The organism is Gordonia sp. SCSIO 19800 (assembly GCF_018132775.1).
Classification (GTDB): Bacteria; Actinomycetota; Actinomycetes; order Mycobacteriales; family Mycobacteriaceae; genus Gordonia; species Gordonia hongkongensis.
In genome coordinates this window covers 57,662-71,908 of record NZ_JAGRQM010000007.1, presented here as the reverse complement: position 1 = coordinate 71,908, position 14,247 = coordinate 57,662, and the positions used below count along the sequence as shown (strand labels likewise).

Here is a 14,247-nt window from a genome sequence, read left to right as displayed (position 1 = left end):
GAATCGCGAAGCCCCGGCGCAGACCGTCTTCTGGCTGCCCCGGTTCGGCGAACGCTCAGATCCAGCCCAGGTCGCGGGCTTTGATCGCGGCCTCGTACCGGTTGGACGCATTCAGCTTCGACACCGCCGACGACAGGTAGTTGCGCGTCGTGCCCGCGGTCAGGTGTGCCCGGCGGGCGATCTCCTCGACCGACGCACCGTCGAGAGCGAATTCCAGGACGTCGGCCTCGCGGGCGGTCAGCAGCGAGTCACCGGTGCTGATGGCTTCGGTGGCGAGCTCTGGGTCGATGTAGCGTCCGCCGGAGTGCACGGTCGCGATCACCTGCGCCAGCGTGGCGGCCGGGGTGGTCTTGGGCAGGAAGCCACGTACGCCTGCGGTCAGCGCTCGCTTCAGATAGCCGGGCCGACCGTGACTGGTGACGATGAGTGTTCCGGCATCAGGGGTGAGTTCGAGGAGTTCGATGGCGGTGTCGATACCGTCCATGCCTGACATCTGCAGATCGATCACCGCGACCGCGGTCGGTTCGCCGGTGTCGCGCCGGGCACGCCAGAGCGCGACGAGCTGCTCACCCGAATCGACATGGGCGACGACCTCGATGTCGTCTTCGAGGTCGAGCATGGTGGCCATCGCGGTCCGCACCAAGGTCTCGTCGTCGGCTAGCAGGACAGGAATCATGTTGGCTCCCAGCGAATCTGTAGTGTGAACACACCGTCTGCCCGGCTGGTGTGCAGGCTCGCACCGACCATCTCGAGACGTTCGGCGAGTCCCAGTAGCCCCGAGCGTGGTCCGTCTGTCGACGAGTCATGCACAGCCACACCGTCATTCCGCAGCGACATGCCCGCGGGGCCGAGGGTGAGCCACGCCGACGACGCCGAGGAGTGTTTGACGATGTTTGTCGTCCCCTCGCGGACCACCCATGCGGCGACCTCGTGGAACCGGTCGGGCACCTGCGCCGGATCGCCCTCGACCACGAGATCGCATCCCGCCGCCGACAGCAGGGACCGTGTTCCCGCGACCTCGCCGACCAGGTCGATGTCGCGGTAGCCGCGGACCAGTGCTCGCATCTGTTCCATGGATTGCACGGCGAGCACCTTGATCTCGTCGATCTCCACTTCTGCCTTGTCGGTCGACCGCGCCCGCAACAGGGTCCCGGCCAGTTCGCTCTTGACCGCGATCGCCGAGAATCCCCGGCCGACCACGTCGTGCAGGTCGCGAGAGAAACGTAATCTCTCCTCCGCCACCCGAAGCCGGGCTTCCACCGCCTTGGCTCTCTCCAGATCGTCGATGACCTGAAGGCCCCACCGGGTCAGCAGCGTCGTGACCATCAGGAGCGTACCCGTCGCAGCCACCACCGCGGTGATCCCCAGCACCCCACGTGGTGAACCCGAATAGGCGATCCCGGTCGCGATGGCGATCGCGACCAGAAGCCACCACCGGTGCCGGAGGAAAGGCAGTACCGCCATGCCCGCGAGAAGGGCGGTGTACACGCCGACGGGCCGCGCGGTCTCGAGATCACTGTGTCCGGTGAGTACCCGGGCGAGGACCGCGTAGACGATCCAGACCCCGACCATCAGACCGACTGCGACGCCGAACAGCCGCCGTCGTGCCCGCATCGGTGACCAGATCGCGAAATCCGCTTGGGACTCGAGAGCGAGCACGGCGGCGAATCCGGCGACCCACGTCCCGATCATCCCCCACACGGCTGGCGCCGGGACACTCACCGCCACCGCCACACCGACGACGACCAGCTGGAGTGTCACCTGGGTGTAGAGCCGGTAGCGCTGCGTATCGGACTGGGCGCGCCACCAGTCGGTTGTCCGGCTCAGCCGCGATCGTCCCACCGGAAGCTCCGCGCGGTCAGTGCGAGCGCCAGAACGGTCCATGCCACCAGTGTCGCAAGAGGCTGGCCGATCTCGCCGAAGGTGCCCGCGAAGTCGGCGGCGGGAACAGACTCCGCAACGGTCGCGCCACGTCCGACGGTTCCGAGCGAGATGAGATCGGAGATCGCGGCGAACGGGGTCCAGGCGGCGATCTCACCGAACCGTTCGGGCAGTACCCCGCGGATCGACGCGAGTCCGACCATCGCCACGACCATCACCGGGAGCGAGGTTATCTGCGCTGCTTCGGCGTTGCGCGTCACGGCGCTCGTCGCGAGTGCGAGCAGGGAGAACAATGCGACGCCGGCGATGAGGGCGACGACGATGAGGACGGGGTTGACCGGGGCCGGGGCGCCGGCCCCATAGATGACCGCCGCCACGATCAGTGTGCCGATCGCCGTGAGGATCGCGCCGGGTACCGCCGGTGCCGCCATGATCTGCCAGTCCGCCGCCTCGCCGGTGCGCAAACGCTTCAGAACGCCCTCGCCTCGCCGCGTGGTGATCATCGACAGCACCGAGTAGTACTGCACGAAGAGCAGGGCGACCAGCGCGAACGTCTCGAGCGTCGTGAATGTCAGCTGGGGTGTGGTCCCCGACTGTCCACGAGTGAGGAAGAAGGTGGCCAGCGGGACGCCGATCGGAAAGACGATCCCCATGACGACGAGTGTCTTGTTGCGGATGAACTGCCGGAACTCCGCGACCGACAGCGCGGTCAGGGGTCGACGCCTGCGCGTCGGGGCGGTCGGGAAGGTGTCTGCGGTGGTCATGCTGCTGCTCCGTTCGTGAGGGCGAGGTCGGCCGGGTCGTCGTCGCCCGCGGCGATGTCGAGGAAAACCGATTCCAGGGAGGCCGCCCGAGCTTCGAGTCCGGCCAGCGGCACCGCGTTGACGCGTGCCCAGGTGAGCAATTCGTCGAGATGCCCCTGGAGGTCGCGCGTGGAAACCTGCACGCGCGCCGACGCATCGACCTGAGCGCCGCGGAACTCCGGCAGCACCAGTCCGGGATGGTCGAAGGCGATCCGGGCCGGATGCCGGTCGACGATCTCGCGAAGCGTTCCGCGCCGGGCGATCTCGCCCCGGTGCATGATCGCGATCCGGTCTGCGAGGGCTTCTGCCTCGTCGAGGTAGTGGGTGGTGAGAACCATCGTCACACCGGACGTCTTCAGATCGGCGAGCAGTTGCCATGTGCTGCGACGGCTCTCGGGGTCGAGGCCGGTCGTCGGCTCGTCGAGAAACAGGAGCCGGGGCCGGCCCAACAACGCACACGCGAGGTCCACCCGTCGCCGCTCGCCGCCCGAGAGCGCGGCGACGCGGACGTCGGCCCGGTCCGTGAGCCGGACCTTCGAGAGCACGTCGTCGACCGTCGTCGGGTGCGAGCACGTCCCGCGCCACATCTCGAGGGTCTCCGCGACGGTGAGATCGGCGGGAAGACCGCCGGACTGCAGCATCACGCCGATCTGCGGCCGGACCTTCGACCGTTCACGCCGCGGGTCGAGTCCGAAGACCTCGACCTCGCCGGACGTCGGTGCGACGAGACCTTCCAGAAGGTCGAAGGTCGAGGTCTTGCCCGCCCCGTTGGTACCGAGGAGAGCGAACACCTCCCCCTCCGCGACGTCGAGATCGATGCCACGGACGGCCTCGAATGCTGTTGCGCCACTGCCGTAGACACGGCGTAGGCCGCGTGCGCTGATGACGGTGTTCCGTATCGAATCGTTCATGCCTCCACCTTTGCGCCGGAGACATGGAGTCGGTAGTGCTGTGCATCATCAGCTTTCGCGATGGATGTCATGGTCGGGCCATGACATCTGTCATGTCCAAGACATGCCGTTCCGCATGGGCTTTCGCTGATCGGGTGCACTGTCGTCGACGCCGTTCGGCGGTGAGGATGGAACACATGCGAAACGACACCTCGAATCTCCGCTCGCGTCCGCCCCGTCGGCGAGTTCTCGGCGCCTCCCTCGCACTGGCCTTCGCGGTCGGCGCGTGCTCGGCGCCCACCTCCAGCGAGGGTGACCTGGACCGCTTCTACCAGCAAGAACTCGCCTTCGGACCGTGCGACGACTATCCGTCGACCCAGACCGAAGCCGAGCTCTTCGCCACCGCACCCGCGGCGCAGTGCGCGCGGATGGATGTGCCACTGGACTACCGCGATCCCGACGGACGCTCCGCACAGATCGCCGTGATGCGGATCCCGGCGCGCGGCGAGTCCGAGGGCTCGCTCGTCCTCAACACCGGGGGTCCCGGGGGCGGCAGCACGGCGATGGCCGCCACGCTGGCGACCACCTGGGCCGATCGCCCATCGACAGAACAGTTCGACCTGGTCGGATTCGATCCGCGCGGGACCGGGGCGTCCGTCCCGGCCGTCGACTGTCTCACCGGCGAGCAGCTCGACGCCGGCGAGGCACCCGGCGCGGTCCCGGCCGCCGAGGGACGCTGGACAGCGGCGGACACCCGCGCCTCGGTCCAGCGCTGCGCAGAGGGGTCCGGCGGTGAGGACGTGCTGTCCCGGCTCGGAACCCGGGACGTCGCCAGGGACATGGACGTGCTGCGCGAGGTGGTCGGTGACGACCGTCTGACCTACTTCGGCCAGAGTTACGGCACCCGCCTCGGCGCCGTGTACGCCGAGATGTTCCCCGACAAGGTGCGGGCGATGCTCCTCGACGGTGGCATCGACCCGAGCACGACCTACGCGGACACGCGAACCCACACCTTCGCGAGCATGCAGCGGGCCTTCGACGCCATGGCTGCGGACTGCGCGACGCGCGCCGACTGTCCGCTGGGCACCGACCCGAGCCGGGCGACGGAGGTGTTCTCCGGCCTGGTCCGCCCGCTGGTCGAACAACCCGTTCCCAGCGGAGAGGGCCGCACGCTGGACTTCAACGCCGCGGTCGGCGGCGTGGGTGCCGGCCTCTACGACCCGGCGGCGTGGCCGGCGATCCGGACCGGTCTCACCGAGCTCGCCGACGGCCGCGGCAACGTCCTGCAACTGCTCAGCGACTCGTTCGGCGGTCGCGACGAGAACGGACGCTGGAGCAATTTCACCGAAGCCAACCACGCGATCAACTGTGCCGACGAGGATCGTCTGTCCCCCGAGGACGCGCGCGAACTTCGCCGGCGGATCTGGGAGGCCGCACCGTTCATGGACCCGGGCACCGGGTACGACGGCGCCCGCGACGGTTGTGAATCCTGGCCGGGCGAGCCGACTCTCGGCGTGCCGTACGCCACCGACGTGACCGGCCTCCCGGAGACGCTGACGATCTCGATCACCGGTGACCCGAGCACCCCGTACGAGGGCGGCGTCGCCGTGGCGGACGCGCTCGGGGGTTCGCTGCTCACCGTCGAGGGCACGCAGCACACGGTGGCGGCTGCCGGTACGAACGACTGCGTCAACACAGCGGTGGACGCCTACCTGCTCGATCTGACGCCACCCGCACCCGGCGCGCGATGCACCTTGTGACGGGTCGTCACGACCGGGAAGGATCAGGGCCCGGAACCAACCGCCACACTCATCGCAGATCGAGGAGCACCCGATGGACACCACACCGTTGATCGTCGAAGACCTGTTGCTGATGCTGCTCGACGACGAGTCGGGCGCGATCGCCGGCGAGGGCACCCTGTTCTACCCACTGGGCGGAGCCGTCCTCGTCGAACTGGGCCTCCGCGGGGCCGTGGAGATCGACGAAGGCGGCGGCGGACTCACCGGCGCCCGGATCACGGCAGTGCCGGGAAATGCGCCGTCCGATCCGCTGCTGGCCGCCGCGTACCGGACGATCGCCGAGCGGCCGCGTGGCGTGCAGGCGCTGCTCCCCACGATCGGTGCCGATCTCCGCGGCACGGTCGTCGACCGGCTACTGGAACGCGGCCTCATCCGGAAGGAACGGCGAAAGCTGTTGGGACTGTTTCCGACCGTACGACTCCTGCCCGGCGACGCAGGCTACGAGGAGACGCTCCAGGAGCGGGTTCGCGCGGCACTCGTCGAGGGTGCCGACCCCGACGCGCGGACTGCCGCGGTGGCCGCCCTGTTGTCGGCCAGTGGTGTGTTGTCGCACCTGCACCCGACGATCCCGTGGTCCGGCGATGTGTACCGCCACGGCAAGGAACTCGAGCAGGGGATCTGGGGCGCCGAGGCGGTGAACACCGCGGTCGTGCGGACGGCAGCAGCGATCGCCGCATCATCCGTCGCAGTCATGGTGACGGTTGTCGGCACCACTTGACGGACAATCGGATCCGCCTGGGAAAACCACCCCAGAGAATCGGACAGGCGGCGTAACGCAAGCGTCGGCCCGCCCTGGGGCGGCTTTCAGCGCGTGGACGGCGCCGTGGTCACCGATACCCGGCCGCCCGGAGGGCGGCCATCAGTTCCGACCGCGACCCGGCATCGAGCCGGCGTCGGATCCGGGCGACGTGATGCTCGACGGTCTTCGCCGAGATGTATAGGCGCTCACCGATTTCCCGGTAGGTGAAACCCTGCAGCAGCTCGTGGGCGACCTCGGCTTCGCGATCGGTGAGCGGCCCGCCGACCAGTGGAGTCAGCCGCCGATCCTCGCCGGCCGAGCGAGCGGTGTCCAGAAGACCGGCCGCGGTCGCGGGATCGTCGGCGCGAGACGCGGCCATACCCGCGAGACGCGCTGCCTCCCAGTGTAATCCGATGCTCCGTAGCGCTTCGACGGCGGCGGTGACGGGTTCCGTTGATTCGCCGGCGTCGTTCAGCGCGACCCAGGCACGCGCACCGGTCGACAACGACCCGGCCGTGCGGTTCTGCGCCGCGGCGAGGTCGAGACGAGTCAACCGGTGCGCCACAGCGGACTGGTCGCGCGTGATGGCAACGGCTTGGACGCCCGCGAAGTCCCACGACGCCGACCACGCCGGGGGGTCGCCAAGATCCGCGAGCAACCGGTCGGCTGCGTCCACATACCGCGCAATCGCGGGAATCTGACCCAGTCGCGCTGCGGCGATCCAGAACTCGCCGAGCGGACGCAACAGGTAGAGGTCCACCTCGATGGCGGCGAGGAGCGACGGGCCGTCCTGCCACGCGGCCGACAGCGCGGACAGGTCACCGTGGCGCCGGGCCAACCCGAGCCGGATGGCCTGCACCCGAAAGCGTTCGGACATCCCCTGCGGTTCCGCCGTCGGGAGCAGACGCGCCGCCGCTTCGAGATCGCCGACGGTGAGCGCGGCCTCGGCGTCGAGAATGGTTCGGGCCGGCTCCGCCGCCACCGTCCGGATCGATTGCGCGGCAGCGGTGTCGCCGAGGTTCAACGCCACCGCGGCGGCCGCGTGCAGAATTCGGGCCGCAGACGGGCCTCGGGACGACGTCGCTCCCGCTGAGATCCCGCGCACCACGACGTCGACCGCGTCGCCGGTACTCATCTCGGCCGTGTCGTCGAGGGTGGCCAGCAGCCCGCGGACCACCAGCGACCGTGTGGCCCGACTCGCCACCGGCGCGCGGCCACGATCGGCCGCGCCGATGGCCGTGGCTGCCGCACGGTCGCCGACCGCGAGCAGAGCGACTGCAGCCGACAACGACTGCGATGCAGAAAGATCAGGTCCCGTCCAGCGGTACAGGTCGGCGGCGTGCGAGGCGAGTCCGCGCCGCGCCGCGACTGCGGCGGCGAGCTCCACCCACTCCGCGACCCATTCGTCTGTGGGTGCGGCCGACTCCAGCCGACGGTCGGCCGCGGCACCCGCACCGTCGAGATCCCCCGATGCCAGGGCACGCTGGGCCATCAGGAGCCGGACGTCATCACGCCCCGGCTCCACCCGATCGGCGGCCTGCAGGAGGACCACCGCCCGCGCCGCGGTCGCGTCGACCGCGCCGGCCAGCAGCGCGTCGACGATCCGCGGGTCGTCGACACCAGCCTCGGCCGCGAGCAGCGCGGTGTCGGGGGTGAGCTCGGTCGCACGCAGTCCGACGACGACCGAGTTGCGTCGTAGCTCGTCGATCTGCTTGTCTCCCAACACATCACGCAGTGGACCGGCCGCAGCCGAGACGAAGACGTCCGCGCCGCGTAACAGGCCGCACCCGCGAGCCCGGTCGACCGCCTCGAGCGCGGCGGCTCGGTCGGTGCCCGCCGCTTCGGCGACGCTGTCGGGGTCGAGGGGCGCCCGGACCGAGGCGAGGGCCAGCACCGCGAGCGTGAGCGGATCGAGTCCGCGCAGCAGCCGATGGTGCCACTCGCGGGACACCCGATCGATGACGGCGATTTCGTCGGCCCCCGGCTCGTCTATGACGCGCGAGGCGCTGCTCGAAGTGCTCCGGAGCGCCCGCAGCACAGTGTCGATGGGAGCTCGCGCACCGCCACAGCGTCGACGGATCAGCGATGCCGTGGTCGGCGCGAGGGTCAGCCCGGCGCGGGACGCGCGGGTCAGGACATCGGCGGTACCCAGCGCCTCGAGTTCGAGGACCGCCCCGAACGGTCGGGCGCGGTCGCGCAACCGGCGGACGTTCGGGTCCAGTTCCCGCGGTTCGATCGTGGCGATCAGCCCGATCGTTCCCGCGTCGAGCATGCCCAGCGCGGTCTCGAACATGGCCACCGGCCACAGATGCATGTCGTCGGCCAGCACGAACACGGGACCCGCGCCGTCCGCGGCGGGCAGCCCCACACTCACCGGGAGGTCCCGTCGTCGGAGTTGTTCGTGCACGGCGTTCAGCAGTGCCGAGCGTCCGCTGCCGGGGGTGCCGACGGCCACGGCGCACAGCGGATGGCCCGCCTGCGCGCGATCGACGATGCTCGCCACCCACGACGAGGTGCGCGACGCGGCCGAGGACGGGTCCGGACGGTCACCGATCGTGGAGACCGGTGTCGTCGGGGTCATCGAACGGTCCAGGGGTGACCGGGGAGTCAACGGATTCAGCAGTCGATGCCGACGACGCCGGTGACGCCGCACAGCACCCGGCCGGTGCCGTCGAGGACCCCGCCCGGGGTGATGCCGCCACCGCCGGTGTCCGGTTCGGGGTAGTCCGGCGCCGGTGCAGGCGCTGGTGCCGGAGCCGGAGCGGGCGCCGGCGCTGGTGCTGGTGCTGGTGCGGGCGCTGGAGCAGGCGCGGGCGCCGGTGCAGGCCGGCCGGGGGTGCTTCCGGGCGCGGGGGCGCCGGCAGACGGGGCGCCCGCAGACGGGGCGCCGGCCGCGGTCCGCCGCGGCGAATCGGTTGCGGTACCCGGAGCCCGGGTCCCCGTACCGGTCACCGGTGCCGCGGTGGTGCCGGGACGCGCACCGGTCGCGGTGGTGCCCGGGGCGCCACCGGGGTTCTGCGTCGAGGTGGCCGTGGTGGTCGCCGCTCCCGCGGGCGGGGGCGTCGCCTCGCCGACCGAGCCGACGAGTCCGGTGCCGACGGAGAGGCCGGTTGCCGTGACGAGCGCCAGTGCGGCGGCGCCGACCGTGATGAGGGTGCCCCGCTTACGACGCGAGAACCGGGGAGCGGGCTCGGCGACCGGGGTGCTCGGAGCCGGGACGATCTCGCGGAGCGGCCGCTCCTCGGGCGCGGCCGAGACGAGGGCCGCGGTCGTGGCGGCGGCCGGCGCGATCGCCGACCGGCGGGCGGCGAGCGTCGTGCCGGCCATCAGCGCACCGCCGGCTGCCGAGGCGGACGCGGGGTCGGGGTCGAGGACTACCGGCAGACGCAGGGTCGAGGACAGCATCTCGGTGACGAGCGGGATCGCCGCACCGCCGCCACCGAGCAGGACCGCGGACACCCCGGCCGGCTTCATCCCGGGGGCCGCGTGCGCGCCCGACGAGTCGTGGCCGACGGCGGACGCGGAGACCGCTTCACGAACCAGCGCGACCGCCTCCATGACCGGTGCGCGCAGCAGGTCCTCGATGTCGTCGCGGACCAGCCGCGCCTCGGTGCTCACCTGCCCGATCCGCACGTCGACGACGGTGTCGGTGTCCACCGACAGAGACTCCTTGGCCCGGCGGCACTCTTCCCGCAGCCGGTTCACGTCGTCGAGGACGGCGCCGCTCCGGGCTGGGTCGGCCAGACCCGCGTCGACCTCGGCGTCGGCACCGGTCACCCGCAGGGTGTGCGCCAGCAGCAGGCGGTCGAACTCGTTGCCGCTCACGGTGTCCAGATGCAACGGACGGCCGACCGGGACCGGATCGGAGCCGGTGGTCAGGACGGAGACGGTGAGCCCCGCGGCGCCGAGATCGCAGACGACGACCGCGCCGTCGCCGAAGGCGCCCTCGGCGTGTTCGGCTGCGGCCAGGGTCGCCCGTGACTCGGGCACCCAGGTGATCGCGTCCGCCGGCACCGAGTCGGGGTGGGCGCCAAGTGCCGCCCGGGCGTCGTCGACGGCCTGATCGGACCAGTTGTCGGGGTGCACGACGGTCAGGTGCACGTCGTCGAACGGTGTCGAGTCGACGCTGTCCGTGCCGAGGTCGAGCCGGGCGACCAGCGCCGCGACCGCGTCGGCGTAGAGGTCGGCGGCCGCGATCGTGCGGCCGTGGTCGTCGAGCATCGGGACCGGGTCGCCGACCCGTCCGAGGAAGTCGTCGGCATCCACCAGAGCGGACGTCTCGACCGAGACCGCGCCCTCCCAGGACTGTTCCGAGGCGGCTACCGCCACGCTGTTCGCGGACCCGATCTTCACACCGATCCCGATGGCCATGACGCTCACTCCTGTTCGCACCTGCAGACGGTGGGCGGTGACGGTGCCGCGTCGTGCGGGCAATCCGTCGATGTCACGTGCCCCGGCCCCGGCGGCGCACTTCACCCAGTGTGTCGCGGACCGGCCCACTGGTGTTAGCCCTGGCCGGGGATTAGGGGGAAAGTCCCGACCCCCCTATGCCGGCGGCGCCCGGACCCCGTCCCCGGTCGAAATCCCCCTGGGGGGGATGACCCACCCCCCGGTCGTCGGCAGGACTGGGGATTTACCCCGATGTCGTCGGGCCCCGAAGTCCATACGGTCGAACTCGACACGGGATCGAACTGCGATCTCCCCGACGCAAGGAACGACGCCATGGCGACCAACGCGGTACTCGACTTCATCCTCGGTCTGCTTCGCGACGAGGAATCCTTCAACGCCTACTGCGGCAATCCCCAGGCCGCGATCGATCGCGCCGGACTGACCGGCGTCACCCCCGCCGACATCTCCGCAGCCGCCCCGCTCGTCGCCGGAGGCGGTCTGGCCGCAGGCGGCGGCCTGGGTGCGATCATCGGTGCCGGCGGCGGCGCGGTCGGTGGCGGCGTGATCGGCGGCGGCGAGGTCGGTGTCGGCGTGATCGGCGGCGGTGGCGTCGGAGTCGGCCTGGGCGGCCTGGAGTTCGGCGACATCAACGTCGGCGGCGGAGACGTCAACCTCGGTGACGTGAACCTCGGCGGCATCGGTGGGCTCGAACTGGGCGACCTCGACCTCGGTGGACTCGATCTGGGTGGAATCGATTTGGGCGACATCGACTTCGGCGGTCTCCTCGGCGGCATCGGGCTGGGCGACATCGACCTCTCGGGTCTGTCCCTGGCCGATCTGGACCTCGGCGGTATCGCATTCGGTGACCTCGACCTCGCGGGCCAGCTGGCCGTCGCCCTGGGCGCAGCGCTGTCCGCGGGCCTGGGCGCCGGCGGCGCGATCGCCGCGCAGTTCGGTGCCGCGCTGGGAGCCGCGCTCGAGACGGTCGTCGACGGTGGCCTCGAGCTCGCCGCAGGCATCGGACCGGTCATCGCCGGGACGCTGGCCGGTGCGATCGGCGCCGAGGGCGCCCTGGTCGCCCAGCTCGGGGCTTCGCTCGACGCACTCCTCGCCGCAGGCGCCGACCTCGGGCTCGGACTCGGGGGCGGTCTCGCCGCGCAGCTGTCGGCGGCGCTCGAACTGGGTGGCGAACTCGCCGGCTCGTTCGGCGCGACGCTGGGCGGTCTGCTCGGCGCCACGATCGGCGCGGGCGGCGCACTCGGCGCCGACCTCGCGGCCGCGCTCGGTGCCGGTCTCGGTGCGGGCGGCGCACTCTCGGCGGTACTCACCGGCGCGCTCGGTCTCGGCGCCGAACTGTCCGGCGATCTGACCGCCGCTCTGACCTCCACTCTCGATGTCGCGGGTGACCTCTCGGCGACGCTGTCGGGTCTGCTCGACGCGCAGGCCATCGCCGACCTGTCCGGCGAACTCGGCGCCACCCTCAGCGGCGCTCTCAGCTCGACCCTGGCCGCGGGCGGCACCGCTGCCGCCTCCGTCGGCACCGCACTCGGCGTGGCCCTGACATCGACGGCCGCGGCGACCGGCGGACTGGTCCTGACCGGCGCGGCCGGCGCGAACGCCGTCCTCGGTGGCGCCCTGACCGCCGTCCTCGGTGTCGGCGGCGGCGCTCAGGCCGGACTCGCCGCGGCGCTCGAATCCGTCCTCGAAGCCGGCGGGATCGTCGACGTCGAGGCCCTGATCGAAGCCGGCGGCGATCTCAGCACGACTCTCGCCGGCGCTCTGGCCGCCGGCCTCGAAGTCGGTGGCGAAGCCGCCGCCGGTCTTGGTGCGGCCCTGGGCGGCACACTGGCCGCAGCCCTCGAAGGTGGCCTGGCCGCCGATCTCACTGCCGGACTCGGCGGCGCCCTCGAAACCGGTCTCGGTCTCGGCGGGGCGCTCGAAACCGGCGTCGGCGGCGCTCTCGAAGCGGGACTGGGACTCGGTACCGGACTGGGCGCGGGTCTCGGTGGCGCGGTCGAGGGCGCTCTCGGCGGCGGCCTCGGGGTCGTGGGCGGCCTCGGCACCGAACTCGGAGCCGCGCTCAACGGACTGTTGTCGGCCGGCGCCGGCCTCGACACCGCGCTGAGCACCGTGCTCACCGGCGTCCTCGGTGCCGCCGCGGGCGCCGACCTGGGGGCCGCGCTGGGTGGCGCCCTCGAACTGGGCGGCGTCCTCGGCGCCGACCTCACGGGTCTGCTCGAGGGCGGACTGGCCACCGACCTGGCCGCGCAACTCGGCGCGATCGTCGGTGGCGGCGGTGAGCTCGCGGGCGAACTCGGCGCCACCCTGGGCGGGGTGCTGGGCGCAGCCGCAGGCGTCGAGGGCATCCTCGACGCCGCCGCGGGTGCCGGCCTGAACGTCGGCGAACTGCTGGCCGCGGACCTCGGCGGTGCACTCGGCGTCGACGGCGCCCTCATCACACAGCTGGGCGGGGCGCTGGACGCCGCACTCGACGCCGGCGCGGGACTGGGCCTGGTGACCGAGACCGCCGCCGACCTCGGCGGAACCCTCGAGGCCGTGCTGGCTGCGGGCGGGGATGTGGGTGCCGACCTCGGCGCGTCCCTCGGCGCCGTCCTCGGGACCGCGCTGAGCGGTGAGCTGGGTGGTTCGCTGGCCGGCCAGCTGGCCGGCGGGGCCGAACTCCCGGCAGCCCTCAGCACCGTTCTCAGCTCCGCACTCGACGTGGATCTGTCGGCCACCGACGGCCTCGTCGCGACCCTGGACTCGACCCTGGAGGCGACGGGTGGCCTGGGCGGGGCACTGACCGGCGAACTCGAGGCGATCGTCAACCCGAGCCTCATCCTCTCCCCCGAGGGCACCATCACCGTGGGCGGACCGCTCCTGGTCACCGAAACCCTCGGCGGCACAGTGGTCGACAGCCTCACCGGCAACCTGGGCGCGGGCACACTGGCCGGCCTGGGCACCGTCGCCGAGACCGGCACGGACCTGGTCGCCGGGCTGGACAGCACTCTGCAGGGCGGCCTGGAGGGGACCCTCGAGACCGGACTCGCCGGCCTGGGCACCGGGCTCGGCGAGGCCGATCTGGGCGCCACCGCCGGTCCGGTTCTCGACGGTGCTCTCGGCGCCGGCGCAGGCGTGGGCGGAGGCCTCGGTGGGGATCTCGGCCTGGGCGGTGCGCTCGACACCGAGCTGCCCGCAGAGGTCACCTCTGAACTGACCACCGCGATCTCCGGCACGGCCGGCGGCGCAGTGGACGTGGTCGGCGACGCCGCGGGCTCACTCGAGGCCGGGGTCGGCGGCACCCTCGACACGACCACCGACATCGTCGGTGGGGTGACCGGTGGTCTGACCGGCGGCGCAGTGGTCGGTGGTGGCGTGGACGCCGGCGGCGGTGCCGGCGCAGACGGCGGCCTGGACCTGGGCGGCGTGACCGACACCGGTGCCGAACTCGGCGGCTCGGTCGACACCACCGTCGGCGGCGCGGTCGACTCGACCGTCGGAGGCGTGGCCGACACGACCGCCGACCTCACCGGCGGATTGACCGGCGGTCTCACCGGAGGCCTGACCGGTGGCCTCGGTGGCGACACAGACACCGGGATCGGCGTCAACACCCCGGACGCCGGACCCGACGCCGACTGACCGGGTCACGTCGGCAAACCCGCCCCGGGATCGTCCCACGCTCCAGCAACCCTGGACGTGGGCCGGCCCCGGGGCGGTCCTCGTCCGGCCCCGCCTTCGCCCGGCAT

9 protein-coding genes are annotated in these 14,247 nt (G+C 71.8%); 3 read left to right on the top strand and 6 right to left on the bottom strand.

The window, feature by feature from the left end; all coding sequences use genetic code 11:
- Nucleotides 1-55 precede the first annotated feature (55 nt).
- The 4 genes from KB201_RS10460 to KB201_RS10445 are packed head-to-tail and all read right to left on the bottom strand — an operon-like array spanning nucleotide 56 to nucleotide 3,595.
- Nucleotides 56-676: a DNA-binding response regulator gene (locus tag KB201_RS10460; protein ID WP_058253380.1), complete on the bottom strand. Its 621-nt coding sequence runs from the start codon at nucleotides 674-676 to the stop codon at nucleotides 56-58.
- Nucleotides 673-1,842 (bottom strand): sensor histidine kinase, encoded by a 1,170-nt coding sequence (locus KB201_RS10455; protein WP_211539224.1) that lies wholly within the window; start codon nucleotides 1,840-1,842, stop codon nucleotides 673-675. Before KB201_RS10455 ends, KB201_RS10460 begins: the two co-directional genes overlap by 4 nt.
- Nucleotides 1,824-2,645, bottom strand: coding sequence for an ABC transporter permease (locus KB201_RS10450; protein ID WP_058253382.1), 822 nt, complete (start codon nucleotides 2,643-2,645; stop codon nucleotides 1,824-1,826). Before KB201_RS10450 ends, KB201_RS10455 begins: the two co-directional genes overlap by 19 nt.
- On the bottom strand, nucleotides 2,642-3,595 hold the full coding sequence (locus tag KB201_RS10445) for an ABC transporter ATP-binding protein (protein WP_058253383.1): 954 nt from the start codon (nucleotides 3,593-3,595) through the stop codon (nucleotides 2,642-2,644). The genes KB201_RS10450 and KB201_RS10445 overlap by 4 nt, the downstream gene beginning before the upstream one ends.
- Nucleotides 3,596-3,771: 176 nt before the next feature.
- Between KB201_RS10445 and KB201_RS10440 the strand changes: the two genes are divergently transcribed.
- Nucleotides 3,772-5,334, top strand: coding sequence for an alpha/beta hydrolase (locus KB201_RS10440; protein WP_211539223.1), 1,563 nt, complete (start codon nucleotides 3,772-3,774; stop codon nucleotides 5,332-5,334).
- 73 nt (nucleotides 5,335-5,407) lie between these two features.
- Nucleotides 5,408-6,091, top strand: a complete 684-nt coding sequence (locus KB201_RS10435; RefSeq protein WP_211539222.1) for a GPP34 family phosphoprotein — start codon at nucleotides 5,408-5,410, stop codon at nucleotides 6,089-6,091.
- A 109-nt stretch (nucleotides 6,092-6,200) separates the two neighbouring features.
- On the opposite strand, the gene KB201_RS10430 is transcribed toward KB201_RS10435, so the two are convergent.
- Complete coding sequence (locus KB201_RS10430) at nucleotides 6,201-8,693, bottom strand: helix-turn-helix transcriptional regulator (protein ID WP_211539221.1); 2,493 nt, start codon at nucleotides 8,691-8,693, stop codon at nucleotides 6,201-6,203.
- A 35-nt stretch (nucleotides 8,694-8,728) separates the two neighbouring features.
- On the bottom strand, nucleotides 8,729-10,483 hold the full coding sequence (locus KB201_RS10425) for an Hsp70 family protein (protein ID WP_211539220.1): 1,755 nt from the start codon (nucleotides 10,481-10,483) through the stop codon (nucleotides 8,729-8,731).
- A 351-nt stretch (nucleotides 10,484-10,834) separates the two neighbouring features.
- Between KB201_RS10425 and KB201_RS25060 the strand changes: the two genes are divergently transcribed.
- Nucleotides 10,835-14,140 carry an IniB N-terminal domain-containing protein gene (locus KB201_RS25060; RefSeq protein WP_211539219.1) on the top strand — a complete coding sequence of 1,102 codons (3,306 nt, stop codon included), beginning with the start codon at nucleotides 10,835-10,837 and terminating at the stop codon, nucleotides 14,138-14,140.
- Nucleotides 14,141-14,247 lie beyond the last annotated feature (107 nt).